Raw genomic sequence first — 25,952 nt, 5'->3', positions numbered from 1 at the left:
AGGTTCTGGATCGTCGGCAGGAACGCAGCGACCGGCGCCGCGAGCATATCGCGGAATTAAACCGGCGATCCGCCGAAACCGAGCTGCGCCTGAAACGGCTCTATGACGCGATCGAAAGCGGGGTTGCCGATCTTGATGACCCGGCGCTCAAGGATCGCATCGTCGCCTTAAAGGCGACCCACGACCAGGCGCGGGCGGATGCCGAGCGGGCCTCGGGCCTCCTGCTCAACTCCGCGCAGCAGGCCATCACGCCGGCTACGCTGCGAAAGTTCGCGTCAACAGCGCGGCGGCGTATCCGTCTGGAAGGCGGCGGCTATCGCCGCGACCATCTTCGCGCCCTGGCGCAGCGGGTCGAGGTCGATCGCGGTGAGGTCCGCATCATGGGATCGAAGAGCAACCTGCTCCGCGTGCTGGCCGCCAATGGCGTAGCCACGGCGGCGGGCGGAGTGCCCATCGTTGTTCCGAAGTGGCGGAGCGGGAGGGATTCGAACCCTCGATACGCTTTTGACGTATACTCACTTTCCAGGCGAGCGCCTTCGACCACTCGGCCACCGCTCCGCAGGAACCCCATCGTCGCTGTAAGCGGCGTGAATCGGGTTCATATTCCATCGCACTGGAGGCGGCTCCCTATCGCGCGATAACGCACTAGGCAAGGGGTGCTTTACTTTCTTGCGCGGCAATTGTTTGATTGCGTCATGACCCTTCGCCGCCGCGCCGCGCTGCTCGCGCCCTTCATCGCCATCCTGCCCCTTGCCGCTGCCGATGCGGCCGATCCGCCGGCCACGCCCGGCGCGGTCGTGGCGCAGGCGCCGGCCAGTGTCTGGCGCGCCGTCCCGGCGCAGGATCTGCTGGTGATGACGATCGAGGGGGGCAAGCGCGTGGTGATCCAACTGGCGCCCCAATTCGGCCCGCGCCATGTCGCCAATATCCGTGCGCTCGCCACCGCCCATTGGTGGGACGGGACCAGCATCAACCGGGTGCAGGATAATTATGTCGTCCAATGGGGCGACGCGACCGAGAAGAAGCCGCTGCCCGCCGGCCTCGCGCCGACCAGTCCGGCCGACTATGTCCAGCCGCTTGGGGGCATGAAGGCGAAGCTGACGCCGCTGCCCTATCCCGATCCCTATGCGCGTGCGACCGGCTTCATTGATGGCTGGCCGGTGGCGATCGACGGGGACGCCGCCTGGCTGCCGCACTGCTATGGCATGATCGGCGTCGGCCGCAACATGTCGCCCGATGCCGGCACGGGCGCGGAACTCTATACCGTGATCGGCCAGGCGCCGCGCCAGCTCGATCGCAACATCGCCGTGGTCGGGCGCATCGTCGAGGGCATGACGGCACTCACCAGCCTGCCGCGCGGCAGTGGTGATCTGGGCTTCTATACCGACGCCGAACGCAAGCTGCCGATCGTGTCGGTGCGCCTGGCAAGCGATCTGCCGGAAGCGGCGCGCCCGCACTTCCAGGTGATGGATACCGGCTCGGCCAGCTTCGCCGACTATCTGCGCCTGCGCGCCAACCGGAAGGATGATTTCTACGACCGGCCGGCGGGCGGCGTGGACCTGTGCAACGCGCCGGTTCCGGTGCGTCTGGCGCCCTGAAGTGGCCAACAATCAAACGGAAAGGTCGCGCAGCCGATAACCGCGCCAGTCGCGGATGCGGCGGATGGCGAAGCTGGTGCGGATCGCCGACACGCCGGGCAGGCGGGCGAGGCAGTCGCGATGGACCGCGTCGAAGCCCTTGAGGTCGGCGGCGGCGACTCGCAGCAGATAGTCGGCCTGGCCCGCCATCAGATGGCATTCCAATATTTCCGGGAAGCCGGCGACCGCCGTCTCGAACCGCTCCATCGCCTCGCGGCTCTGGCTGGTCAGCGAAATCTCGACAAAGGCCTGGAGCGTCAGGCCGAGCGCGGCAGGATCGAGCCGGGCGGCATAGCCCTCGATCATGCCGGCATCCTCCAGCGCGCGGATGCGGCGATGACAGGCGGAGGAGGAGAGGCCGATCTGTTCGCCCAGTTCGTTCATCGACCGGCGGGAATCGCTCTGCAGCGCCTCCAGCAACGCGATGTCGAACCGATCCATGCAATGTCATCCCGATCAAATAAGATTTTTCGATATATTGTCCTGCATGCGGGCGATCGCAAGCGCAAATCAGGGAACAATCGCCACCCGCTTGGCGATATGATGGCGCCACAACCGGCAGGGCTGCGTTGTCCTTTCAGGATGGGCCATCCCGCTGCAAAATGGAGAGCGTCTCATGATCGTCGGCACCGTCAAGGAAATCAAGAATCACGAATATCGCGTCGGCCTGACCCCCGAGAGCGTCCATGAACTGACGGCCCATGGCCATGCGGTTCTGGTCGAGACCGGTGCGGGTGAGGGCATCGGCGCGCATGACACGCTCTATGAGCGGGCCGGCGCCACGATCATCGCCACCGCTGCCGAAGTCTTTGCCCGCGCCGAGATGATCGTGAAGGTGAAGGAGCCCCAGCCGGTCGAGCGCGCGATGCTGCGCCCCGGCCAGATCCTCTACACCTATCTCCACCTCGCGCCCGATCCGGAGCAGACCCGCGACCTGATCGCCTCAGGTGCGACCTGCATCGCCTATGAAACCGTGACCGATGCGAGCGGCGGCCTGCCGCTGCTCAAGCCCATGAGCCAGGTTGCCGGCCGCATGTCGATCCAGGCCGGCGCGACCGCGCTGGAAAAGGCGCATGGCGGCCGCGGCGTGTTGCTGGGCGGCGTACCCGGCGTTCTGCCGGCCAAGGTCGTGGTGATCGGCGGCGGCGTCGTCGGCTTCAACGCGGCGCAGATGGCGGCCGGCCTTGGCGCCGACGTCACCATTCTCGACCGCAATCCCGAAGTGCTCGAAAAGCTGGGCATGTATTTCGAGGCGCGCGCCAAGACCCGCTTCTCGAACCGCGCGAACCTGGCCGAATGCGTGGCCGAGGCCGATCTAGTGATCGGGGCGGTGCTGATTCCGGGCGCCGCCGCGCCCAAGCTGGTCAGCGCCGACATGCTCAAGACCATGAAGAAGGGCGCGGTGCTGGTCGACGTCGCGATCGACCAGGGCGGCTGCTTCGAAACCAGCCATGCCACGACCCATGCCGACCCGACCTACATCATCGACGGCATCGTCCATTATTGCGTTGCGAACATGCCCGGCGCGGTCGCCCGCACCAGCACCTATGCGCTCAACAACGTGACCCTGCCGCATGCGCTGCGCATCGCCGAACTGGGCTGGAAGGATGCGCTGCGCCGCGATCCGCACCTGCTCGCCGGCCTCAATGTCTGGGACGGCAAGGTCACCTACAAGGCCGTCGCCGACGATCTGGGCCTGCCCTACACCCCGGCGGAAGACGCGATCGCCTGATCGTCCCGCCTCTATTTCCCGGCGCCCCGACAGCGGCCGGGCAAAAGGACGTCAGCCCTCCCTTGCGGGGCTGGCGTCCTTTTTATTTATGGCATGGCCGCGACGTTCAGGGGATTTGTTGCGCAATTGTCAAATAATCGGGACGGATTCTCTTGCGGGTTCCAAGACCTCGTTCGTCTAGTCGGGCAGGGGGACATGACCACATGCCCCCCATGCATCCTGGTTCCGCCGAAGAGAGGCATGGTTTAACATCATGGTCGATTTCCCTACATTCGCCGCCTTGATCCGCAAAGGCGAACGCTCCATTCTGCGCGCCTGTCGCGCACTGCAGAAGGGGGCGTGCTGATGTCCGGTGATATCATGACCTGGCTCGTGCCGCTGGTTGCCATGCTGGCCGCCGGCCTGCTCGCCGGCTTTGCCGCCGGCATCTTCGGCATCGGTGGCGGCTTCGTCGTCGTGCCGGCGCTGCTGGTCGTGCTGCCGCTGCTGGGCGGGACGAAGGACGGCATCGCCCATGTCGCGATCGGCACGTCGGCGGCGACGATCATCCTGACCTCCATACGATCGCTGCTGGCGCATTCCAAGCGCGGGGCGGTGGAGTTTGACGTCCTCAAGACATGGGCGCCCTGGATCATTCTGGGCTGCGGCGCGGGCGTCGTGCTGGCGGGCCATGTCGATGGCCGCACGCTCAAGATGATCTTCGGCGCAGGCGTCATCCTGATGTCGCTCAACTTCCTGATCCCGGTGCTGAACGGCAAGGTGATCAGCGACCAGATGCCGTCGGGGCTGGCGCGCATCGGCATTGCAGGCGGGTTGGGCACCTTTTCCTCGCTGCTGGGCATTGGCGGCGGCACCATTGCCATCATGACGATGACGCTGTGCGGCCGCACCATCCACCGCGCCATCGCTACCGCATCGGGCATCGGCACGCTGATCGCCATCCCGACCACCATTGGCTTTGCCATCATCGGCTTCCGCGAAGGCGGCCTGCCCTGGGGTTCGCTGGGCTATATCAACATCCCCGCGACGATAGCGATCGCATCGATGTCGATGCTGACCGCGCCGCTGGGCGTGGCCGCCGCCCATAGCCTGCCCGCAGGGCCACTGAAGAAGATTTTCGGCGTCTATCTGCTGATCATCGGTGCGCTGATGCTGCGCGCGGGGCTCAAGATCTGATAATGATCTGATAATCTGGCTGTATTTCTTAACGGCCGCCAGTGAACGCCTTAACAGGCTTTGTCACTGGCGGCCGTTCGCGCTATCTGACAGGCGGTGAAGATGGCGCAAACCGACCCGATTTCCGTGCTGCTGGTGGAAGATGACCCGGCGGCCCGCGCCAATATCGCCGAAATACTGGTCCGCGCCGGCATGGTCATTGACCTGGCCGAGGATGGCGCGGAAGGGCTTAAGCGCGCTGCATCGGGGCGCTATCATGTCATCATCCTTGATCGCACCCTGCCGCATCTTTCGGGCATCGACGTGGTAACGCGCATGCGCGTCGCCGGGATTGAGGCGCCGGTGCTGATGCTGTCCGCGCTTGGCCGCAGCGAGCATCGGGTCGAGGGGCTGGAAAGCGGCGTCGATGACTATATGGCCAAGCCCTTCGAGCCTGACGAACTGGTCGCCCGCGTGCGTGCTTTGTGGCGTCGGGCCGGGCGGTTGCAGCAGGATTCGGTGCTGCTGTTCGGCGACCTGGAATGCCATGTGAAGGCGCGCACGGCCCATCGCGGCGGCCGCCATGTGCCGCTGTCGCCCAAGGAATTCGCGCTGTTCCGATACCTCATGGAACATGCCGGCGAAGTGGTCACGCGTGAGATGCTGCTACGCCATGTGTGGAAGCTCAGCTTCGATCCCCAGACCAATGTCGTCGACGTCAATGTCGGTCGCCTGCGCCGCAAGCTCGAGGAAGGGTTCGACAGCGCTGTGCTGGAGACGGTCTGGGGCACCGGCTATCGGCTGATCGCCGCCCATGGCTAGGTTCGGTCTGCTGCGCTCGGTCTTCGGCCGGGTCACGCTGTCGGCCCTGCTGGTCAGCCTGGCATCCACGCTGGTGCTGTTCCTGGTGGTCGAAAAGATTGTCGAGACTGACGGGCGGATGATGCTGGGGCGAGAGGTCGATACCGATCTGGCGGGCCTCGCCGACATCTATGTCAGCAGTGGCGAGACAGAATTGAGGGCACGCATCGCCGATCGGCTGGCGATGGAACGGGGCGACAGCGAAAAGGCCTATTATCTGCTCGCCGATGCGGCCGGGCGCCGGGTGGCGGGCAATATCGATCATTGGCCGGCGCTTGCGTCCGAAGTGTCCGAGGCGCGGTTGATTCGCCTGCCCGGTGGCACGAGGGTGTTTGCGCGGGCCACGCTGCTTGGCCCCGATACCAGGCTGATCGTCGGGCGCAGCAATCATCGGGCGCAGGCGCTGCAGACCCGGCTCGCCATCGCCTTTGCCATTGCCGGGGCCATCGTCGCCCTGCTCAGTCTTGCGGCTGGTCATTTCGCGGCGCGCCGCTTGCGGCGCCGGGTCGAACGGATCAATCATGTCTTCGACGCGGTGCGCGCCGGCGACATCGCCGTGCGCGCACGCGCCACCGGGGCAAGCGACGAACTGGCCGAACTGGCCGCCAATACCAATGCGATGCTGGATCAGGTGCAGTGGCTGATGGAGGCCCAGCGCTCCGTGTCGGATCAGACAGCGCATGAAATCCGCACGCCGCTGATGCATCTCGACACGCGTATTCTGAAAGCGATGGAGCGGACCGGGGATGAGGGGCTGTTGCGCACCCTGGGCCGGTCGCGCGACGAGATTCGCAGCGTCGTGCGATTGCTCGATTCCCTGCTCGACATTGCCGGCACGCAGGCGCTGCGCGGCGATCGCCGGGGTCTGGCCGATGTCGATCTTAGTGAGATCACCGACAATCTGGCGGACCTGTATGGCGCCAGCGCGGAGGAACTGGGCATTGCCTTCAACGCGATGGTGGCGCCGGGCATATCCTTCCGGGCCGATCCGATGCAGATCACCCGGCTCTTGTCCAACCTGCTCGACAATGCGTTCAAATATGTGCCGCGCGGGGGTAGCGTGCTGCTCAGCCTGGCGCCCGGCCCACTGATCATCGTGCAGGATAATGGCCGAGGCATTCCGGCCGACGCGCGCGAACTGATCTTCGACCGCTATGTCCGGCTCGATCCGTCGCCCGGCAGCGGCCATGGGCTGGGCCTGGCGCTGGCCCGTGCGATCGCCGAACGCCATGGCCTGACCATCCATGTCGAGGATGCCGCGCCCGGCGCCCGCTTCGTCGTCCAGCCGGAGATGACGGATGATTAGGCTATTCCTGCCCCTCCTGATGCTGGGCGTCGGTCCGGTCGCAGTGGTCGAGGAGCCGATGCCGACCGATGCGCTGATGCGCACCCTGGCCGAGGGTGACCTGGCGCAGGCGAGGGGCGATCAAGCCGCGCTCGCGGCGGCGGCCGACAATCTGAACCTGCTCGGCGCGCGCCCGGCCGAGGGGCAGGATGACCTGTCCATCCTCTGGTCGCAGCAGGCGCAGGCAGCCGGCGCTGTCCATGCCGGACCGGTCTATCGCGGCCGCGCGCTCGGCCCCGCCTATCGTCGCGGTTCGCTGGCGGCGGGCGGGCGGGTGACGCTGCGCCAGCTTTTCCTCGCCGGTCAGCGGGCGCAGATTTCGGTCGCGCGCGCCACTGGTGTGGCCGCATCCCTGTCGGTCCGGGTGCGCAATGCCGATGGCGGTACGCTCTGCGCCAAGCCGGTGGCCGCACCGCAGGCCGATTGCGCTTGGCTGCCGCTGTTCACCGAACGCTATGCGATCGAGATCGAGAATGGCGGCAGCGCGCCAGCGACCTTCTATCTGGTGATCCGCTGATCTGATCCCAATCGCCTGAAAATAAGGCGGAAAAGCCCGAATTTTGGCCTTCTTGCGCGCTGCGATCCATCGCCGCCGCGCCTCGCTTCGTCCATTCTGCACATCCGTTCAGGCGCAAAATGCCGGTCCCGGTGCGTTATTGCCGCAGGTTCGATGAGGAAAGAGGAGAAACGTCATGAACCGTTCGATGCTTCTGACCGCCATCGCCATGGTCGGCATGACCCCGATCGCCGCCATGGCCCAGCCCCAGGCGCGTGGCCCGGCTCCGGGTGAAGGGCCGGTGAGTTATGAAGAACAACTGGCGTCGGTCGAGGATCAGCTTGTCTATGACGCGCCGATCGCCGGCGTCGAGAACAACTATTGGTTCAATTACCAGACAGACCTGGCCGAGGCGCGCAAGGAACTGACCAAGGATCTGCGCCATTCCAGCGATGCGGAGGATAATCGCGACGCTTGGGAAGAATATCGCACCGAACTGGCCGATGCCCGCGGCGATTATGCCAAGGAAATGGCCGAGAAGGGCTATCCGGTCGGCGAAGTCCGGGTGCTGGGCAGCAGCGGCCGCTGATCCGCGCGCGCTGACCCGAATATAAAAGGGCTGGTCCGGTCATCCGGGCCAGCCCTTTTCGCATTACTGCGTATAGGCCTTGGTCAGGCGATAGAGGAAGGCGCGGCCGTCGAGCAGCGACTTCACGCGGATGCGCTCATTGAGGCCATGGACCCCCTGGCCGTCGGGATCGGCGAACATGCCCGACACGCCATAGGTGGGGATGCCCGCCGCATTGGTGAAGCGCCCGTCGGTCGCTCCGGTGGCAAGCCGCGGGATCACCGGCACGCCCGGCCACATTTCCTTGGTCAGCGCCTCGATCGGCGCCATGATCTGCGGCGTCAGCTGCGGCGCCGACGATTTGGGCTGCGGCGGATCGGCGAGCGTCACCTTGGCCTTCTCGTCGCCGCCTATCTGCGCCAGCTTCGCGCGCACCGCCTCGACATCCTCGCCCGGAATGATGCGGCAATTGACGTTCGCGGTCACCGACTGGGGCTGGGCATTGGGGGCATGGCCGCCATTGATCAGCGTCGGGATGCAGGTGGTGCGCAGGGTAGCGTTCCAGCTCGGATTGGCGGCCGAGATCGCGGCATAGTCCGCCTCGGTCGCCTTGCCCGCGCCGACCGCCGCCATCGGCTGCGACAGCTTGGGATAGAGCGGCGCCGACGCGCCGAAATAGGCCTTGGCCGCCGGGGTCAGGTTCACCGGGAAATCATAGGCGTTCACGTTGGCGAGCGCTTGCGCCATCCAGCCGATCGCGTTGAAATGCGGTTCCTGGCGCGAACTATGCCCGCCCGGCGCGGTCGCGGTGAAGGTGAAGTCCTGATAGACCTTCTCGCCCGCCTGCACGCCATGGCTGACCGGCTTGCCATTTTCGTCCAGCGACCCGCCGCCGCCTTCGTTGAGCGCCCATCCGGCCGCCATCGCATCGGGCTTGTTCTTCAGCAGATATTCGACGCCGTTCAGCGCCTTCTCCGTTTCCTCGCCACAGGTCAGCGCCATCTTGATCGTGCGCTTGGGCTTGTAGCCTTCCTGCTTGAAGCGGATCATCGCGTCGGCGAAGCTCGCCGCCATCGCCTTGTCGTCCGACGTGCCCCGGCCATAGAAATAGCCGCCTTCCTCGATCAGGGTGAAGGGATCGCGGGTCCAGTCGGCACGCTTGGCCGCGACCACGTCGATATGGGCGAGCAGCAGCAGCGCGGGCAGCTTGGCATCGGAACCGCGCAATATGGCGGTCAGATTGCCTTCCTTGGGATGGACCGGATCGACCACGACATTGAGGTCGCCATCGGCATAGCCCGCCGCCTTCAGCCGCGTCGCAATCTGTTCGGCGGCCACGGTGCAGCTGCCATTGGGCCAGCTCGAATCGGTCTCCACCAGTTCCTTGTAGAGGGTGCGGAAGGCGGCCTCGCCGGCGCGGGCCTGCGTATCGGCCGCGGTGGCGGCGTGCAGCGGGCTGAGGCTGGCGGCCAGCAGCGCGGCGGCGGGCAAGGCGGCAACTAAGCGACGGGATGGCATGGGGCGATGTCCTTGTTCTGATTGTGCGACGCTTGGAAATGCGTCTCCCTGGCCCGGCTGGGCGGCGCGACTGTGCAGAAAGCCGGGGGCGGCGGCAAGGGGATGATTGATGCCCGCTGGCCCTGTTTGGTTGTGCATGTCATGCACAATGACTGTGCCTTGGGCTCATATTGTTTCGCCACATGGACAGGCGCATAGAGGGCTTGCCTGAAGCTCCAGCAATGCGCGCCCGATCCGGCGTAGCGGGCCGACGCGTCCGGCTTTCATTCTCCCGACCGGCGTCGCCGCCCTGCCTGGCCCCGCCCGATGATGCTGGATGTGCCGCGTGACGCCTGCCTTGCCTCAAGCGCGCTGGATGGCCGATCGCTACGGCGGCCATGACGCGCTGTTCACGCTCAAGGCCTTTCTCGCGGCGATGCTGGCCTATTATATCGCGCTGCGGATCGGGCTGGACCGGCCCTATTGGGCGATCATCACCGCCTATATCGTCGCCCAGCCGCTCGCCGGCGCGGTGTCGTCAAAGGCAATGTTCCGCCTGCTCGGCACCGTCATCGGCGCGGGTGTGGCGATCCTGCTGGTGCCGTTGCTCGGCAATGCCCCCGAACTTCTCTCGCTTGCGCTGGCGCTGTGGCTCGGGCTCTGCACCTTCGTCGCGCTGCTCGACCGGACGCCGCGCGCCTATACCTTCCTGTTGGCGGGCTATACTGCCGGCATCGTCGCCTTTCCGGCGGTCGAGTCGCAGGCGACGATCTTCACCGCCGCCAGCCTGCGCGCACAGGAAATCGGCATCGGCATCGCCTCGGCCACGCTGGTTCACAGCCTCGTCTTCCCGCGCACCGTGTCGGCTCGCCTCCAGGCGCGGATCGATGCGATCATGATCGACGCCGAACGCTGGTCGCGCGATTCCCTGCGGGTCGACCATGGCGATGCGGTCGTGACCTGCGACCGCCGGCAATTGGCGACCGACATCCACGAACTGCACCAGTTGGCCACCCATTTGCCGTTCGAAAGCAGCGCGCTGCGGCTGAAGGCCGGGGTGCTGCGCGCGCTGGAGACCCAGCTTTGCCTGTTGCTGCCGCTGGCCAGCGCGGTCGAGGATCGCTGTCGCCAGTTGCAGCGCGCCGATGCCCTGCCGCCGGCGGTCCATGTCCTGCTGAACGATGTCGTCGCCTGGCTGGACGCGCCTGACGGGGAGGGGGCCTCGCCAGAAGCGTTGCGCGCGCGGGCACGCGCTTGCGAGCCCGATTGCCGCTTGCCCTTCGCCTGGCACGCGGCATTACAACTCAGCATGCTCGACCGGCTGGCCGAACTGGTCGCCGTCCATGCCATCTGCCGCGAATTGCAGGCAGCGATGGGCGCCGACCGCATCCCCCTGTCACCGCCCGCGCGGGAAGCGATCCGCAACGCCCGCCGCCGCGTCCTGCACCGCGACTATGGCCTGGCGCTGCGCGGCGCGCTGGCGACCAGCCTCACCGTGCTGATCGGCTGCCTGCTCTGGATCGCATCGGCCTGGCCGGCCGGGGCAGGGGCGGTGGTCATCGCCAGCATCACCTGTGCCCTGTTCAGCAATATGGACGATCCCGCGCCCGCCGCCTGGAAAGTGTGGCAGGGCACCTGTTGCGCGGTGCTGGTGGCCGCGCCCTATGCTTTCGCCATCCTGCCGCGCGTGTCCGACTTCCCGGTGCTGGTCGCGGTGCTGGCGCCGGCCTTCCTGCTGGTTGGCGCGATGATGGTGCGGCGGCGGCTGGCGGCGATGGCGATCGGCATGATCCTCTCGCTACCCGGCCTGATGGGCCTCGATGGCTATTACACCGGGCAGTTCGACAGTTTCGCCAATGCCGCCATTGCCCAGATGCTGGGCGCCTTGCTCGCGGTCTGGGCGCTCAAGATGGTTCGCGCCGTGGGCGCCGAACAATCCGCGCTGCGCCTGCTCCGGGCGGGCTGGCGCGATCTTGCCCTGCGCACCGATCCGCGCCAGCAGCCCGACACGGTCAAATGGATCAACACCATGCTCGACCGTATCGGCCTGCTGACCCCGCGCCTTGCCGAGTTGGGCCGCGACACCACCACGCCCTTGCTCGATATATTGCGCGACACGCGCGTGGGCATGTCGCTCGACGATCTCCACCGCTTCCGGATTCGCGCCACTACCCGCGACGATCGCCTGCTCGATGTGGTGCTGGGGCGGGTGCGCCAGCATTTCGATCGGCTTGGCGCCAGGGGGCAGGGCGATCCCGATCCCGCGCTGGTGCGCGCCATCGACACCGCACTTGCCGCCATCGGCCGGAGCGGCGCGGTCGATGATCGGCGGCTGGCGCTGCTGGCGCTCACCAGCCTGCGCCGCAACATCGCCCCCGATGTTCCGCTCAATCCGCGTCGGGATCGCGAAAATTCAGCCGCCGCGTGACGGTATAGTCCAGCACGCCGACCAGCAGATAGCTGATCCACTGCTTGATCAGCGTCAGGCCGGTGCGGCTGGCGCGATAGGTTTCCAGCGAAATCTGCCGGCTCTCGCCCGTCCGCTGGGTGATGAAGCCGCGCATCGCTTCGGCAAAGCCGGCATCCTCCACCCGCAGCATCAGCTCCAGGTTCAGGAACAGGCTGCGCATGTCGAAATTGGCCGATCCGATATAGACCGCATTGTCGATCACGATCAGCTTCATGTGCAGCTTGCAGGGCTGATATTCATATATCTCGACCCCGCGCCGCAGCAGCGGACCATAGAGCAGCCGCGCCGCCGCGATCGTCGCGCCATTGTCCGACAGGGCCGGCAGGATCAGGCGCGCGCCCTTGCGCCGGGCGGCGCGGGCGATCCGCTTCATCATGCCCCGGCCGGGCGAGAAATAGGCCTCGACCATGTCCAGCCGCTGCGCCCGGTCCATGTCATGCTTCACCACCTGCGCCCACGGGCTCAGCCGTCGGGTCGGCCCGCCGATCAGCCAGCGGAACGGATCGGCCGGATCATGATGCAGCGAGGGATGCCAGTGCCGCACCATCGCCCGCAGGCTGCGGAACCTTTGCCCCTTGCTCGTGACCCAACGCCATAGCTGGCCATACCAGCGCGCCATCGCCTCGGCCTGCGGCCCTTCCAGCAGCATCCCCAGGTCGCGCCAGCAATCGTCGGCGGGTATGCCGAAATAGCCATCCTCGACATTGAAGCCGCCGATCATCAGCCGCTTGTCGTCGGCCAGTGCGATCTTCTGATGGTTGCGGATCAGATAGCGGGTCGATCGGCGCGTCCCGAACCGGCCGAAATGGCCGCCCGCCGCGATCAGCGGGGCGAACAGGCTATCGGGGGTATCGGACGACCCGAAGCCGTCGATCATCAGCGTCACGGCCACGCCGCGCGCCCGCGCCGCCACCAGACGCTCGCAGATCAACCGGCCGCTGCCATCGTCGGCAAAGATATAATAATAGAGTTTCAGGCTCGTGCGCGCGCCATCGATCAGGGCGACCAGCGCATCGCGCAGCATCGCGCCTTCCTCGATGACGGTCAGTCGATTGCCGTTCAGCGTGACGCTGATCGGGCTGGTCGGGGCTTCCTGGTGTCGCGACGCCATGGTCCCTTCATGCGCTGCTTTGGCGCGGTGCGCCATGGCTTTATGGGCTTTTCATTGACTCGACAGGCCATCGCTGCTAGGCGCCAAGTTCAAGATTCCCTATTGATTTTTCAGGAGGCCCGATTGGCCCGCGTCACCGTCGAAGATTGCGTCGACAAGGTTACCAACCGTTTCGATCTCGTCCTGCTCGCCGCCCAGCGCGCGCGTGAAATTTCCGGTGGCGCCGAGCTGACGCTCGAGCGTGACCGCGACAAGAATCCGGTCGTCGCCCTGCGCGAAATCGCCGAGGAAACCGTTCTGCCCGCCGACCTGCATGATTCGGTCGTTGCGTCGCTGCAGAAGGTCCAGATTGACGATGACGATACGCCCGATGAAATCGGTTCGATCGCCCAGTCGGCGGAGGCCCTGCGCCTGACCGCTGCGGCGCCGCCGCGCAACCAGAATATCGGCGGCGATTACGACGGCTGATTTTCCACTTTCCGGTTTGGAGAGGGAAGGGGTCCGGCCCGCGCAAGCGGGACCGGGCCTCAATGATTCTGGGGGCTGGATTCGGCGGCGCTATTTCCAGGCAGCCGCCAGCATCGCATCCAGCATCCGGGCATAGGACCAGCCATCGGCCCCCGCGGCGATCGCCGACAGGCAATCCTGGTCGTCGCGGCCCGGCCGGCCCGCCCCGGTCATGTTCGGCTTCATGTTGAGGTCGAATAGCTTGAACTGACCGCTGGCATCTGCGCGACAGTCGATGCGGATCACCGCGCGCGATTCCACCAGTTCGGCCGCCTTTACACAGGCGTCCAGCATCGCCAGTAATGGCGCTTCTTCCATCCGTTCCGGGCCGATCGCGACGCTGTTCTGCGTCACCGCGACATCGCCATTATAGGGGGCGACACCGTCCTTCTGGTCGAAGCGCAGCACCGGGCGCAGCGCGAAATGCCGGTCGCCCTTTTCGCCTGACGGGCGCGGCGCGGCGGGCGGCAGGACGGTGATGGTCATTTCCTCCCCGCCCAGAAATTCCTCGACCATCAGCAGCGTGCCGAACTTGCCCTCGTCGATCAGGCTGCGGGCCGCGGCGTTCAGCGCATCGGCGTCGCGCACCAGCGTCACGCCCTGGCTGCCCCGGCCGCGCACCGGCTTGACGATCAGCGGGAAGGGAATGGCCAGATCGGCCAGAACCTGCCCGACATCGGCCAGCGCATGGACGCCTTCGCTCGGCCGATCGGCCAGCAAAAAGCCGCGCGCCACCGGCAGGCCGGCCTGTTCCAGCATCCGGTTGGTCGCGAACTTGTCGTCGAACTTCTGCGTGGCGGCCGGCGTCTGGCCGACGATCGCTACCTGGCCCATCACGGCCTCGATCGGATGTCCCTCGAACAGCACGGTATTGGCCCAGATCGTGTCGGCGCCGGCCGCGATCGCGGCTGCTATGCCGTCGGCCGTGTCGGGGAACACCCAATGCATCGCCTGTGCAGGATCGGGCGCGGGCATTGGCGTCACGACCGTGCGGCCCAGCCCCTTCAATGCAAAGCCGATATCCGCCCCGCCATCGGAATAGCCGCCGGGCTTGGCATCCTTGCGCAGCCCGTCGATCGTCGGCGGCGGCAGCGCCTGATAGAGCAGGGCGACGGCCGGCCCGCTCAAGCTGCCAGCTCCGGCAGTCGCCAGTCGATCGCGCCGCGCCCCTTCGCCTCCAGAAAGCCATTGGCCTGCGAGAAATGGCGGCAGCCCAGAAAGCCGTTATGCGCCGACAGCGGCGAAGGATGGGCGGCCTTCAGCACCAGATGGCGCCCGGAATCGACGAAGCCGGCCTTGCGCTGGGCATAGGCGCCCCACAGCAGGAACACGACCGGCTCCTCCTTCTGCGCTACCAGCCGGACGATCGCGTCGGTGAACGTCTCCCATCCCTTGCCCTGGTGCGACGCGGCCCGGCCCATCTCGACCGTCAGCACGCTGTTGAGCAGCAGCACGCCCTGCTGTGCCCAATGCTCCAGGAAGCCGTGGCGCGCGCGCGGCAGGCCGAGGTCGCTTTCCAGCTCCTTGTAGATATTGACCAGCGAGGGCGGCGTCCGCACGCCGGGCTGGACCGAAAAGCACAGGCCGTGCGCCTGGCCCTCGCCATGATAGGGATCCTGCCCCAGCACCACCACCTTCACCTGGTCCAGCGGGGTCAGGTCCAGCGCCCGGAAATACTCATTCCCCTTGGGAAAGATGCGCTTGCCTGCCGCCTTTTCCGCTTCGATGAACTGTTTCAGGCCCTGCATATAGGGGCTGGCGAACTGGTCGCGCAGCGGCGCGCGCCAGCTCTCGTGTAGCTTGATGGTGTCGCTCATGGCGGGCGTGATGGACCCCCGGCGTCCACCCGTCAACCGCGCGCAAACCCCGTCGCCAGATGCGTGAAATCACGATCAAATATCTTGCCACCCGACCCATGATGGGCGACAGACGGGCCATGCCGTCTCTCCGTCAAATTGGCGCCAGCTGCGCCGCCCTTGGCCTGTTCTTTGCGCCCTTGCCGAGCGCCGATGCCTTCGGCCCGCCGCCCCGACCGCAGGTGCTGCTGACGGCAGAGGCGCATCTGATGGCGGAGTTTGATCGCTTCGCCGCTTTGTCGGACGGTACGGTCGGCGTCGCGGTGCAGGATCTGCAGACCGGCGAGATCCAGTCGCGCAACGGCGACACGCTCTTCCCCATGGCCAGCGCCTACAAGGTTGCGGTCGCTGGGCGCATCCTCTCGCTGGTCGATGCCGGCAGCCTGAAGCTCGACGACCGGCTCGCGCTCGATCCCGCGCTGGCGAGCGAGGGCGGCATCGCCTGGATGTTCTCGCGCCCCGGCGCGACCCTGCCGGTCAGCCAGTTGCTCGACCTGATGCTGACGCGCAGCGACAATAATGCGACCGACGTGCTGGTCGCCCGCGCCGGCGGGCCGAAGGCGGTCAGCGATTTCGTCGCCAGCCTCGGCATCCATGGCCTGCGCGTCGACAGCGACACCGCGCATCTTCTCTACCGCGCCATGGGCATCAATCCCCAGTCCGGCACCTTCCAGCGCAATGCCGGCGCCGCCCGCCGCGCCGATCCGGTGATCCAGCGGCGCGATGTGCGCGACCTGCCGAACATGGACTTCATGCTCGATCCGCGCGACACGGCGACGCCGCTGGCGATGAACCAACTGCTGGTCGCCTATGAATCGGGCAAGGCGTTGAAGCCGGAAAGCACGCAACTGCTCTTCACCATCATGGGCCATTGCGAGACAGGCAAGCTGCGCCTGTCGGGCATGCTGCCGCCCGGCACCCCGGTCGCGCACAAGACCGGGTCGCTCAACGGCGTCGGCAATGATGTCGGCATCATCGGCCTGCCCGATGGCCGCCGCTTCGCGATCACCGTTTTCGTGATGAAGGACAGCCGGGGCCATGTCTCGCGCGATCAGATCATGGCCCAGGCGGCCCGCGCGGCCTATGATTATTTCCTCTTTGCGCCCAAGCGGCGCGTGGCGCTTAACAAGTTGAACGTCCACGTCTAAAAGATGGGGCATAACAGAGAGGATGCCCCCATGACCCAGATCAGCCGGTTTCGGGACTTCTGGCCCTATTATCTGCAGGAACATGCCCGGCCCGCGACGCGCGCCATGCATTATGCCGGCACCAGCCTGGTGGTCGCTATTGCCGCCACGGCTTCCGTCACCGGCCGCTGGTGGCTGGCCGCCGCGCTGCCGATCGCCGGCTATGGTTTTGCCTGGCTCAGTCATATGCTGATCGAGCGCAATCGCCCGGCGACCTTCCGCTATCCGCTCTGGTCGCTGCGCGCCGATTTCGTGATGCTCCAGCGCTTCCTGACCGGGCATATGAGTCGCGATCTGATCCGCGCCGGCATCCGCGCTGATGGCACGGTCGATCCGCGGCGTCGTATCGCGGGCTGAACCCCGGCACATTGGCTTGATTCCCGGCGCCGCTCTGTCACAAGAGGGGCGCGATGGGGTTCACCGCGACATTCTCTTTGCCGACCGATCGGTCGGCGCTGGCCGCCCGCTGGCAGGCGCTGGAGGCGCGCAGCGATGCGTCCTTCTTCCTGCGCTGGACCTGGGTGGGCGCCTGGCTCGACAGCTATGGCGTGCGGCCCGACCTGCTCGTTGTCACCGATGAAAGCGGACAGGATGTCGCGCTGGCGCTGCTCGGCCATGCGATGCGCCCGCGACTGCTCGGCCCGGTGGCGACGCTCAGTCTCAACCAGTCGGGCAACCCGGCGATCGACCGGCCCTATGTCGAATATAATGGCCTGCTCGCCGCGCGCGGGCAGGAGGGGGCGGCCGTTGCCGCCGCGCTCGATGCCATCGCCCGGCGGCGTGACTGGCGCGTGTTGCGGCTGAGCGGCATCGCCGCAGATTCGCCGTTGCTTGGCCTGCCGGCTCGGCGCAGGCTGCGGGTCGATGCCTCGCCCGTCTATCAGGTCGATCTCGATGCCGTGCGCGCCGCCGACGGCGACTATCTCTCGCTGCTCAGCAGCAACACACGCAGCCAGATCCGCCGCGCGATGAAGGATCATGGCGGGCCGCTGCCCGACGTCGCTGTCGGCACGCTGGATGACATCGCCCCCTGGCTGGACGAGATGGCCGCGCTCAACATGGGGCGCCATGCCGACAATGCCTGGGACGATCAGGGCTTTCGCCAGTTCGTCGCCACCATCGCGGCGCGCGGACTGCCGTCGGGCGCGGTCGAACTTCTGCGCTTTGCCGATGCCGGCGGCCCGATCGGCCTGCTGGTCAACTTCGTGCAGGACGGGCAAGCGATGAACTATCAGTCCGCCTTCGCCCAGCCGCGCACCGCCAAGGACAAGCCGGGCCTGCTCTGTCACGCCGCCGCCGTCGGCCATTATGCCGCGCGCGCCTTCAGCCTCTATTCGCTGCTCGCCGGCAAGGATCGCTACAAGCAGAGCCTCTCCACGTGCGAGGAAGCGCTGGAATGGTGGCATGTCGAGCGTTTCAGCCCCCGGCTGGAGGCTGAGGCGCTGGCGCGCAGGATCCTTAAACGCCCAGCTTCCGCATGACGCGGTAGACGAAGCGGCGAATGCCCTGTTGCTCGGGGCGTTCGCTCACCGCGCCGGTCGGCAGGCCGCGCTTGCGCAGCAATGCGTTGAAACTGTGCAGTTCGCCCTCTGCGACGCTGCGTTCGGATCGCCAGGTGATCGACAGGCTGATCGACACGGCGGGGCCATTTTCCACGAAATGCGGCGCCTTGACCGGCACATGGACGGCCTCGCCGGGGCTGAGCGGGAAGGGGGTGCCGCGTGCCTTGAATCCGTCCTGCCAGATCAGGTTGCGATGGCCGCCATTGTGGAATGCCTCGCTCTTCTGCGCCGGCACCAGTTCCTCGTCGCGCGCCGGGAACACGGTCATCACCTTGGTCCCCATGATCTGCAGCAGGATATTATGCTCCGGGTCCATGTGGAACGGGGTGATGCTGCCGGGGGAGGTCAGGAAGATGAACGCCTCTCGGTGCAGCATCGGCCCGGTGCTGCGCGCGACGATCGGCTCCAGTTCCGCCAGCGCCGCGTCCAGCAGCGCGCCATAGGCCGGATCGCGCTCGACATTCTTCAGCACCGCCCAGCTGCCATTGCTCTCGATCGTCCGGATCGTCTCGCCCAGCGTCAGTCCGTTCGATGGCGTATCTTCCGGCCGCACGCCCAGCGGCAGCTTGCCAAGATTATATTCGACCGCGCGCGCCGGCATCCGCTCGGCCAGCGTCGCGAGTGCATCCAGCGTCAGCAACTCATGCCCGACCAACTCGTGCGTCAGCTTGGTCGGCTGGTCGGGATATGCGGCGGCAAAGGCGGCGCGGGCGCTTTCCGAAAAATGCGGCGCGTCGGTGGCGGGCGCCATCGGGCTATGCACGGTCATTCCTGTCCTTTCATGCGGCTGGCGATCCGTTCGACCCCGCCGGCCAATGCAAAGGCCGCTGCCCGGCGCAGGCGCGTCGCGCCCTTGCCGTGCAGGGCGATACGATATTGCACGATGCTGCGGCGCTCGGCCCACAGGCTGTCGATCATCGGATGGTCGGCGGCGGCGCAACTGTCCATCCAGCCGATCGCCGGATCATCCTGCACCGCGTATAGATTGGCGATCTCGATCAGCACGCCGGGCGAAAAGCGGCCCATCTCCTCGTCGAAGGCGATCTTGAAGGAAAAGGCGCCGTCGCCATGGCGAAAATTGACCAGCATCGCGATCGCCCGGCCATCCAGGTCGATGCGCAGGAAATGCAGCCGGCCCGCGGCAAAGGCGGCGGCGCAGGCGGCGCGGAAGAAAGCGATGTCATCCGGCTTGCTCGCCAGCGCGCTGCCCTCGCGGCCCTTCCATCCCGATGCCTCCAGCGCCAGGAAGTCGCCGCACCAGCGCGGCAGGTCGGCGCCATCGTCCAGCAACCGTTGTTCGATCGTCCCTAATTCCGCCAACCGCTTCTGCAATCGCCGGATTTCCTTGCGCTTCTTGGCGCGGACATGGGTGTCCCAATAGGTATCGGCCGACAGGTCGGATCGCAGCATCGCCCGGTCATGGCGATGCACCTCGCGCCGGCCGCGCCCTTGTTCGACGCACAGCGCCTCCAGCGCGGCGGCATTGGCGCCGGCTGCGTCCAGCCCGCGCAGATGCAGAAAATGCGGTGCCCATTCCGCCGCGTCCAGTTGCGCCAGCAGGCTGCGCCACGCCGCCATCTCCTGGCCGCGCCGGATCAGCGGCGCGCCGAAGAAGCAATGATCGTGCATCCAGTTGGCGACGCAGCCGATCGGCAACCGGCCATGGCGCGCCTGCACCGTCACCGGCAGCAGGCCGATCAGTTCGCCATCCGCCTGCGCTTCGATCAGGCGCACGTCGCCATTGCCGGTGGGGCCATTGCCGGCCAGATGGTCGATCGCCGCCGCCAGCAGGTCCGGCGCGTAAAAGGCATTGGCTTCGGCCGCCTCCGCGGCGAGGGTCGTCCAGCGTGCGCGGAGGGCCGCCAGCGGCAGGCTGTCGGGCACAAAAGGGGGAGATGGGTGCGCTGCCATGTCCATCGCCTCGCCTTAGCCGGGAAAGATTAGGGAATGCCTAAGTATTAACCGCATAGCAGCATGCACCGAGTGGATTTGGAGGGAAAGTCCTTTACATCCTTTGGGGGATTGTCTGTGACGGTTGGGGTGGACGGTCCGGACGGCCGATCGAGGAGATAAGATGTGACGATCTTGGTAACCGGCGCAGCTGGTTTCATCGGCATGTCGGTCGCGGAACGGTTGCTCGCCGACGGGCGGGCCGTGATCGGCATCGACAATCTCAACGACTATTATCAGGTCTCGTTGAAGCGGGATCGCGTCGCTTGGCTGCAGCAGAGACATGGCAAGCTCTTCACTTTCCTGGAACTGGACTTTGCCGACATGGCGGGGCTGCGCAGCGCCCTGGCCGACCATGCGATCGAGGCGATCGTGCATCTTGGGGCGCAGGCGGGGGTGCGCTATTCGCTCATCAATCCCCACGCCTATGTCCAGTCCAACCTCGCCGGCCATGTGAACATGCTCGAACTGGCGCGGGAACGGCGGGTGCGTCACCTGGTCTATGCCTCCTCCTCGTCCGTCTATGGCGGCAATGAGGTGCTGCCCTTTCGCGTCGAGGATCGGGCCGATCACCCGGTTTCGCTTTACGCAGCGACCAAGCGCGCGGACGAGTTGATGAGCGAAACCTATGCGCACCTGTTCCGCATTTCGATGACGGGGCTGCGCTTCTTCACCGTCTATGGCCCCTGGGGTCGGCCGGACATGGCGATGTGGATCTTCACGCAGAAGATTCTCGCCGGCGAACCGATCCCGGTTTTCAACCATGGCCGGATGCAGCGCGATTTCACCTATATCGACGATATCGTAGCCGGGATTATCGGTTGCCTGGACCATGCGCCGGTCGATGACGGCGCCATAAAGGCAGGCGGCAGCCGCGCGCCGCATCGGCTCTACAATATCGGCAACAACAAGCCCGAGGAGCTGATGCACCTCATATCCGTGCTTGAGCGGGCGATCGGTCGCAAGGCTGAGGTTGATTTTCAACCGATGCAGCCCGGAGACGTTCCCGCAACCTTTGCCGATATCGGTGCTATTGCCCAGGATATCGGTTTTGCACCGGTGACCAGTATCGAATCGGGCGTGCCGCGATTCGTTTCCTGGTATCGCGATTATCATCAGCAATAATCTTCAACGGATAGTGTCGGAAAGGTTCCGCGCTTTGCCTCTGGAATCCCTCGTTTTGCCTCGCGGGATTGGTGGCACTGAACGATAATCTCGCGAGCGTTGCCATTCCGCAGGTGCGAAGAGGATTGCCATAAGTGCCTGAAACGGCGTAGACCATCCAACGGTGCTGGTTTATGGATCGGCGTGGGTCGCGGAAAAAGGGATGGACGCTGTGCTTTAATATGAGCGCAGCGCGCCGCGAACGACAGCCGGAAAATATCGGCGGCGATGCGCGGTAGAAAAGGGCAAAAAGCGTGTCGACAGTATCGAAGATCATACCGTTTGGCTCGGGCGGGCGCATAGTGGAGACAGCGTGCAGCAGTCTCTCCCTCGCGGCCCGGGGTTTGAATATTCTCGAAGCAAAATTTGCGGATCGGGAATTTGCGGCGACCTTCCTTCGGTTGGTCGGCGTCATCATGAATGTGCGCGGTCGGGTGATCGTTACAGGCATCGGCAAGAGCGGCATCGTCGCACGGAAGATGACCGCGACCTTGACGTCCACCGGCACGCCGGCGCTGTTCCTGCATCCGGCCGATGCCGGGCATGGCGATCTGGGCATGGTCACGCCTGATGATGTCGTGCTGATGCTGTCGCATTCCGGTGAATCCACCGAACTTGGCCCGATCATCCAATATTGCAAGCGTTTCGCCATTCCGCTGATCGGACTGACGGCAAGAACGCAGAGCACGGTCGCTGAAGCGGCCGACATCTGCATCCTGATGCCGGAAGTGCGCGAAGCCTGTCCGAACATGCTCGCGCCGACGACGTCCACAACGCTGCAGATGGCGTTCGGTGACGCGCTGGCGATGTCGCTGATGGAAATGCGCGGCTTTTCAGCCGATGACTTCCATAAATTCCATCCGATGGGCCGCTTGGGCGCGCAGTTGGTCAAGGTGCGGGAACTGATGGCGGCGGGCGCAGATGTGCCAAAGGTGCCGGAAGATGCCTCTTTGCTCGACGCGACGATCGAAATGACCAGGGCGCGTCTGGGCGGCACGGCCGTGGTCGATCGGGGGGGCAAGCTGATCGGCGCTTTCACGGATGGCGATCTGCGTCGGGCGGTCACCGGCAAGCAGAATCTGACCGATGCCATTGGCCGCTTCATGACCGCGACGCCCCTGGCGGTCGCACCCGATGAATTGGCTTCGGAGGCGCTACGCCTGATGCACGAGCGGAACATCACCTTGCTGTTCGTGTGCGACAAGGACCGGCTGGTCGGCGCGCTCCACATGCACGATTTGCTGCACGCCGGGGTCGCCTGACCATATTGGTGGTCATTCCGGCGCGGGCGGGTTCCTCGCGTTTGCCGCGCAAGCCGTTGCGCCTGATCGCGGGGCGCAGCCTGCTGCATCGCACGATCGCGATGGCGCGCACGGCGATCGGTGCACGGCCGGATGTCGATCTGGTCGTCGCCACCGATGATGACGAGATCGCCGCCCATGCGCAGGCGGCCGGCTGTCACGCGGTGATGACCGACAGCGCGATCGCCACCGGCTCCGGCCGCGCCCTCGCCGCCGCCCGGGCGCAGGCAACGCAGCCCCGCTTCATCGTCAACCTCCAGGGCGATTCGCCCTTCCAGCCCGAAGGGGCACTGGGCGCGGTGATCGAGGCGCTGGGTGCCGGCGCCCAGGTCGCGACCCCGGTGATCGGGCTCGACTGGGCCGCGCTCGATGCGCTGCGCGACCATAAGCAACGCTCGCCCTTCAGTGGCACGACCTGCGCGCGCGGTGCGGATGGTCGGGCGCTCTGGTTCTCCAAGACGATCATTCCCGCCATCCGTGACGAGGACAGGCTGCGCGCGGCCAGTCCCATATCCCCGGTCTGGCGCCATGTCGGCCTCTATGGCTATGCCTATGACGCGCTTACCCGGTTCGAGGCGGCGCTGCCGACGGCGCTTGAAAATCTGGAGGGGCTGGAGCAGTTGCGGCTTCTGGAACTGGGCATCGATATCATGACCGTCCCGGTCGATCCGCCTGTTTTCGACAGCAGCGGCATCGATACCGAGGCCGATATCCAGCGGGTCGAGGCGCTGATCGCCGCCCATGGAGACCCGACGCCGGCCCTGTCATGAGCCGGCGCATCTTCGTCATCCGCCACGGCAACACCTTCGCCTCCAGCGCCGACGCACGCCGGGTCGGGGCCGGCACCGACATTCCGCTGGTCGACAGCGGCATCGCCCAGGCCCAGCGTCTCGCCAGCTATTTCGCGGCCCAGTCACTGGGCATCGTGCGCCTCTATAGCGGGCCGCTGCAGCGCGCGCGCCAGACTGCGGCGCCGATCGCGGACGCCCTCGACCATCCGGTCGATGCCATCCTGCCCTGGCTCGACGAGATCGACCATGGCCCGGACGAGGGGCAGCCGGAAGTGGAGGTTATGGCGCGCCTTGGCGAAGCGGCGATCGCCGCCTGGGACCGGGACGGGATCGTGCCCGATGGCTGGACGGTGGATGCGCCCGCGCGCATCGCCGCCTGGCGCGACTGGTTCGCGACAGAGGGGGAAGGGGCCGAACTGCTGGTCACCAGCAATGGCGCGGCCCGCTTCGCCCTGCTGGCGCTGGGCCTTGCCCATGGCCAGCTCAAATTGCGCACCGGGGCCTTTGGCGAACTGATCGTCGATGCGCCGGGGCAGGTTCGGTTGCTGCGCTGGGACGAGCGGCCCTAGGGATTATTCCTGCCCGATCTACGCAAAGCCCGCGATTGGCTCATGCCCTCGATCCGGTCATTCTGCTCCTGCGCAGAATGTTCGAAAGGGGAAGGGCGCTCGACCATGCAGACCGGATATACTCGGAAGATCGCCTGGCTCGCCGGCCTGTCCGCCATGGCGCCGCTGCCGGCGATCGCGCAGGATGCGGGATCGCCGGCAGCGCCTGCCATCACCTCCGGGCCACCGCCAGCGGGCGGCAGCGACCAGGATCTGGCGCTGCAATTGTCTAACCCGGTCGCCTCGCTGATCAGCGTGCCGTTCCAGGAAAATCTCGACTTCGGTGCCGGGGATGATGGTATCAAGTCGACGCTCAACATCCAGCCGGTGGTGCCGATCAGCGTCGGCAAGGACTGGAACATGATCGTGCGCACCATCGTGCCGGTGGTGACCCAGAATGCCTATCAGGGGCCGGGCACGGATGCCTTTGGCCTGGGTGACATCACCCAGAGCTTCTTCTTCTCGCCCAAGGCGAACAAGGGCATCATCTGGGGCGTGGGACCGGCCATCCTCTATCCCTCGGCGACCGACCGCTATCTGGGCGGCGACAAATGGGGCGCCGGCCCGACCGTGGTGCTGCTCAAGCAGATGGGGCAGAATACGGTCGGTTTCCTCGGCAACCATATTTGGTCGATCGCCGGCAAGGATGACCGTTCCGACGTCAGCGCCAGCTTCATGCAGCCCTTCTTCAGCCACACCACCACGCATGCGACCACTTATGCCATCAATGCCGAGGCCGCCTATGACTGGAAGGGCAAGGATTGGTTGGTGCCGGTCAACCTCAGCGTGACGCAACTGACCAAGGTCGGCGACCAGGCGGTGCAGGTCGGCCTGGGCGGCAAATATTATGCCGTCTCGCCCGATGGTGGCCCCGAATGGGGCATCCGCATGATCTTCACCCTGCTGTTCCCGAAGAAATAGCAGCTTCCGCAGTCACGAAGCCGAAGGCCAGCGTCCCTGGAGCGGGGCAAACAACATCCGAAGCCATGGGCGCGACTGCCCCGGATCTGGAGCAGCATCGACACGATGCCAGCTAAATGGCCAAGATGGGTGGTTCGCAGACGGTCCGGTTTCGGAAACATGACCGGTGATAGCTGACGCTACGCGGAGAAAAATCGCTCGGAACAATCGCCCTAGTAGCAGACATTCACCCCCAGAGCCGTCCGCACAAGAAAATGGAAAGCTCTCTTGCGTGCTGACCCCAGTGGAAGTGATGAAGCCGAAACGCAAAGTGCGCGTCATCGATGCTCACATGCTCTGCGAACCAAATCACTTCGCGCATATCCAGCGTTAGGTCTGCTAGATCATCGATGGCGTCCGCCGTCATCAGTGCATCTTCAAGCGGTTTGGTCGGGTCAGCAACTGGATAATAGCCGAAATGCGGGAAGCGTTCGGCCACTTGTCGGTAGAGGGACGCGCCATCCTGTCGCGGCGCGTCGATCTCTGCATCCGTAACATCGCCACGTGGGGTCTCATGATACGCAGCGACGAGCCGGTCTAACGCTTTCAACAAAGTGTCATCGCTGGGAGGGTTCCCATCCCATACAGTCGCGAGAAATTCCTGAGCCGTAGCGATAATTGGCGAAGACTTCATGTGCGTCTGATCGCACGAAAGCGCAGCCTGCTCAATGTCGGCTTTCCACGGTGGGTTCAACGGGTGGCGGCAAGCCAAGCTTGGAAGCGCTCTGCGGGTGTTTGGTATTCGAGCGTTTTCCTGGGTCGTTCGTTGAGTTGCCGGGCAACGGCACTCAGTTTGGCCTGGCTGCATAACGACAGATCTGTTCCTCTGGGGAAATATTGCCGCAGCAGACGATTGGTGTTTTCGTTGGAGCCGCGCTGCCAGGGCGATTGCGGATCGCAGAAATAGACTTCGACATCGGTAGCCAGTGAGAGGCGCGGGTGGTCGGCCAGTTCCTTGCCGCGATCCCAGGTGAGCGACTTGTAGAGTTCGCGCGGCAAACGCTGCGTCTGCCTGATCAGCGCCGACACGACGCTCCTTGTATCCTTGTTGGCGACCTTGACCAGCATCACATAGCGCGAATGGCGTTCGACCAGCGTGGCGATGTAGCTGTTCTTCGTGCCGCCGATCAGATCGCCTTCCCAGTGACCGGGAATGGCGCGGTCCTCGACACAGGCGGGGCGTTCGCTGATCGA

The 25,952-nt window shown here is 65.6% G+C and carries 26 protein-coding genes and 1 tRNA gene; 17 read left to right on the top strand and 10 right to left on the bottom strand.

Going from position 1 to position 25,952, the window contains the following annotated elements:
• Nucleotides 1–467 precede the first annotated feature (467 nt).
• A tRNA-Ser gene (locus GGQ90_RS16870) sits at nucleotides 468–558 on the bottom strand.
• Nucleotides 559–695: 137 nt separating this feature from the next.
• Here GGQ90_RS16870 and GGQ90_RS16865 point away from each other — a divergent pair.
• A complete protein-coding gene (locus tag GGQ90_RS16865; protein ID WP_188083168.1) occupies nucleotides 696–1,598 on the top strand; it encodes a peptidylprolyl isomerase in 903 nt (300 codons plus the stop codon).
• Between the two features lie 12 nt (nucleotides 1,599–1,610).
• Here GGQ90_RS16865 and GGQ90_RS16860 read toward each other — a convergent pair whose 3' ends face one another.
• Entirely contained in the window at nucleotides 1,611–2,078 is a 468-nt protein-coding gene (locus GGQ90_RS16860; protein WP_188083167.1) for an Lrp/AsnC family transcriptional regulator, read from the bottom strand.
• Nucleotides 2,079–2,253: 175 nt separating this feature from the next.
• Here GGQ90_RS16860 and ald point away from each other — a divergent pair, with 175 nt between their 5' ends.
• The 6 genes from ald (at nucleotide 2,254) to GGQ90_RS16830 (ending at nucleotide 7,815) form a co-directional block, all read left to right on the top strand.
• A complete protein-coding gene (gene ald, locus GGQ90_RS16855; protein WP_188083166.1) occupies nucleotides 2,254–3,369 on the top strand; it encodes an alanine dehydrogenase in 1,116 nt (371 codons plus the stop codon).
• Between the two features lie 345 nt (nucleotides 3,370–3,714).
• The gene (locus GGQ90_RS16850; protein ID WP_004208288.1) at nucleotides 3,715–4,545 is read left to right on the top strand and encodes a sulfite exporter TauE/SafE family protein; all 831 of its coding nucleotides are present in this window, start codon (nucleotides 3,715–3,717) and stop codon (nucleotides 4,543–4,545) included.
• Between the two features lie 102 nt (nucleotides 4,546–4,647).
• Entirely contained in the window at nucleotides 4,648–5,346 is a 699-nt protein-coding gene (locus GGQ90_RS16845) for a response regulator transcription factor (protein WP_188083165.1), read from the top strand.
• Nucleotides 5,339–6,691 (top strand): sensor histidine kinase, encoded by a 1,353-nt coding sequence (locus GGQ90_RS16840; protein WP_188083164.1) that lies wholly within the window; start codon nucleotides 5,339–5,341, stop codon nucleotides 6,689–6,691. The genes GGQ90_RS16845 and GGQ90_RS16840 overlap by 8 nt, the downstream gene beginning before the upstream one ends.
• Entirely contained in the window at nucleotides 6,684–7,247 is a 564-nt protein-coding gene (locus GGQ90_RS16835; RefSeq protein ID WP_188083163.1) for a hypothetical protein, read from the top strand. The genes GGQ90_RS16840 and GGQ90_RS16835 overlap by 8 nt, the downstream gene beginning before the upstream one ends.
• Before the next feature lie 175 nt (nucleotides 7,248–7,422).
• Nucleotides 7,423–7,815, top strand: coding sequence for a hypothetical protein (locus tag GGQ90_RS16830; RefSeq protein ID WP_188083162.1), 393 nt, complete (start codon nucleotides 7,423–7,425; stop codon nucleotides 7,813–7,815).
• A gap of 63 nt (nucleotides 7,816–7,878) precedes the next feature.
• Here GGQ90_RS16830 and GGQ90_RS16825 read toward each other — a convergent pair whose 3' ends face one another.
• On the bottom strand, nucleotides 7,879–9,312 hold the full coding sequence (locus tag GGQ90_RS16825) for a M20/M25/M40 family metallo-hydrolase (protein WP_188083161.1): 1,434 nt from the start codon (nucleotides 9,310–9,312) through the stop codon (nucleotides 7,879–7,881).
• A gap of 355 nt (nucleotides 9,313–9,667) precedes the next feature.
• Between GGQ90_RS16825 and GGQ90_RS16820 the strand changes: the two genes are divergently transcribed.
• Complete coding sequence (locus GGQ90_RS16820) at nucleotides 9,668–11,719, top strand: FUSC family protein (protein WP_188083274.1); 2,052 nt, start codon at nucleotides 9,668–9,670, stop codon at nucleotides 11,717–11,719.
• On the opposite strand, the gene GGQ90_RS16815 is transcribed toward GGQ90_RS16820, so the two are convergent.
• Nucleotides 11,679–12,908: a phospholipase D-like domain-containing protein gene (locus GGQ90_RS16815; RefSeq protein WP_188083160.1), complete on the bottom strand. Its 1,230-nt coding sequence runs from the start codon at nucleotides 12,906–12,908 to the stop codon at nucleotides 11,679–11,681. The two genes, GGQ90_RS16820 and GGQ90_RS16815, sit on opposite strands and share 41 nt — an antisense overlap.
• Nucleotides 12,909–12,995: 87 nt before the next feature.
• On the opposite strand from GGQ90_RS16815, the gene rpoZ reads away from it, so the two are divergent.
• Nucleotides 12,996–13,340, top strand: a complete 345-nt coding sequence (gene rpoZ, locus GGQ90_RS16810) for a DNA-directed RNA polymerase subunit omega (protein ID WP_188083159.1) — start codon at nucleotides 12,996–12,998, stop codon at nucleotides 13,338–13,340.
• A 90-nt stretch (nucleotides 13,341–13,430) separates the two neighbouring features.
• On the opposite strand, the gene GGQ90_RS16805 is transcribed toward rpoZ, so the two are convergent.
• Together GGQ90_RS16805 and ung are read right to left on the bottom strand one after the other, a co-directional pair.
• The gene (locus GGQ90_RS16805; RefSeq protein WP_188083158.1) at nucleotides 13,431–14,507 is read right to left on the bottom strand and encodes a D-alanine--D-alanine ligase family protein; all 1,077 of its coding nucleotides are present in this window, start codon (nucleotides 14,505–14,507) and stop codon (nucleotides 13,431–13,433) included.
• Nucleotides 14,504–15,196, bottom strand: a complete 693-nt coding sequence (ung, locus tag GGQ90_RS16800) for a uracil-DNA glycosylase (protein ID WP_188083157.1) — start codon at nucleotides 15,194–15,196, stop codon at nucleotides 14,504–14,506. Before ung ends, GGQ90_RS16805 begins: the two co-directional genes overlap by 4 nt.
• 119 nt (nucleotides 15,197–15,315) lie before the next feature.
• Here ung and bla point away from each other — a divergent pair, with 119 nt between their 5' ends.
• The 3 genes from bla to GGQ90_RS16785 are packed head-to-tail and all read left to right on the top strand — an operon-like array spanning nucleotide 15,316 to nucleotide 17,903.
• Nucleotides 15,316–16,383, top strand: coding sequence for a class A beta-lactamase (bla, locus tag GGQ90_RS16795; RefSeq protein ID WP_246428282.1), 1,068 nt, complete (start codon nucleotides 15,316–15,318; stop codon nucleotides 16,381–16,383).
• A gap of 30 nt (nucleotides 16,384–16,413) precedes the next feature.
• Nucleotides 16,414–16,779 (top strand): Mpo1-like protein, encoded by a 366-nt coding sequence (locus GGQ90_RS16790; protein ID WP_188083156.1) that lies wholly within the window; start codon nucleotides 16,414–16,416, stop codon nucleotides 16,777–16,779.
• 53 nt (nucleotides 16,780–16,832) lie between these two features.
• Entirely contained in the window at nucleotides 16,833–17,903 is a 1,071-nt protein-coding gene (locus GGQ90_RS16785) for a GNAT family N-acetyltransferase (protein ID WP_188083155.1), read from the top strand.
• Here GGQ90_RS16785 and GGQ90_RS16780 read toward each other — a convergent pair.
• Both GGQ90_RS16780 and GGQ90_RS16775 read right to left on the bottom strand, forming a co-directional pair.
• Complete coding sequence (locus GGQ90_RS16780) at nucleotides 17,881–18,753, bottom strand: cupin domain-containing protein (protein WP_188083154.1); 873 nt, start codon at nucleotides 18,751–18,753, stop codon at nucleotides 17,881–17,883. The two genes, GGQ90_RS16785 and GGQ90_RS16780, sit on opposite strands and share 23 nt — an antisense overlap.
• Nucleotides 18,750–19,901, bottom strand: coding sequence for a GNAT family N-acetyltransferase (locus tag GGQ90_RS16775; RefSeq protein WP_188083153.1), 1,152 nt, complete (start codon nucleotides 19,899–19,901; stop codon nucleotides 18,750–18,752). The genes GGQ90_RS16780 and GGQ90_RS16775 overlap by 4 nt, the downstream gene beginning before the upstream one ends.
• Nucleotides 19,902–20,060: 159 nt before the next feature.
• Between GGQ90_RS16775 and GGQ90_RS16770 the strand changes: the two genes are divergently transcribed.
• From GGQ90_RS16770 to GGQ90_RS16750, 5 genes are all read left to right on the top strand, one after another.
• Nucleotides 20,061–21,059, top strand: a complete 999-nt coding sequence (locus tag GGQ90_RS16770; RefSeq protein ID WP_188083152.1) for an NAD-dependent epimerase/dehydratase family protein — start codon at nucleotides 20,061–20,063, stop codon at nucleotides 21,057–21,059.
• 293 nt (nucleotides 21,060–21,352) lie between these two features.
• Nucleotides 21,353–22,360: a KpsF/GutQ family sugar-phosphate isomerase gene (locus GGQ90_RS16765; protein ID WP_188083151.1), complete on the top strand. Its 1,008-nt coding sequence runs from the start codon at nucleotides 21,353–21,355 to the stop codon at nucleotides 22,358–22,360.
• 8 nt (nucleotides 22,361–22,368) lie between these two features.
• Nucleotides 22,369–23,169, top strand: a complete 801-nt coding sequence (gene kdsB / locus GGQ90_RS16760; protein ID WP_188083272.1) for a 3-deoxy-manno-octulosonate cytidylyltransferase — start codon at nucleotides 22,369–22,371, stop codon at nucleotides 23,167–23,169.
• A complete protein-coding gene (locus GGQ90_RS16755) occupies nucleotides 23,166–23,759 on the top strand; it encodes a histidine phosphatase family protein (RefSeq protein ID WP_188083150.1) in 594 nt (197 codons plus the stop codon). The genes kdsB and GGQ90_RS16755 overlap by 4 nt, the downstream gene beginning before the upstream one ends.
• Before the next feature lie 105 nt (nucleotides 23,760–23,864).
• Nucleotides 23,865–24,719 carry a hypothetical protein gene (locus tag GGQ90_RS16750; RefSeq protein ID WP_188083149.1) on the top strand — a complete coding sequence of 285 codons (855 nt, stop codon included), beginning with the start codon at nucleotides 23,865–23,867 and terminating at the stop codon, nucleotides 24,717–24,719.
• Nucleotides 24,720–24,945: 226 nt separating this feature from the next.
• Here GGQ90_RS16750 and GGQ90_RS16745 read toward each other — a convergent pair whose 3' ends face one another.
• Entirely contained in the window at nucleotides 24,946–25,392 is a 447-nt protein-coding gene (locus GGQ90_RS16745) for a hypothetical protein (protein WP_188083148.1), read from the bottom strand.
• A gap of 56 nt (nucleotides 25,393–25,448) precedes the next feature.
• Nucleotides 25,449–25,952 (bottom strand): IS30 family transposase (locus GGQ90_RS16740; protein WP_188083147.1); only part of this gene is annotated, 504 nt, incomplete at its 5' end.

Source organism: Sphingobium scionense (assembly GCF_014197035.1).
Lineage (GTDB): Bacteria > Pseudomonadota > Alphaproteobacteria > Sphingomonadales > Sphingomonadaceae > Sphingobium > Sphingobium scionense.
This window is presented reverse-complemented; position numbering and strand designations above follow the sequence as displayed.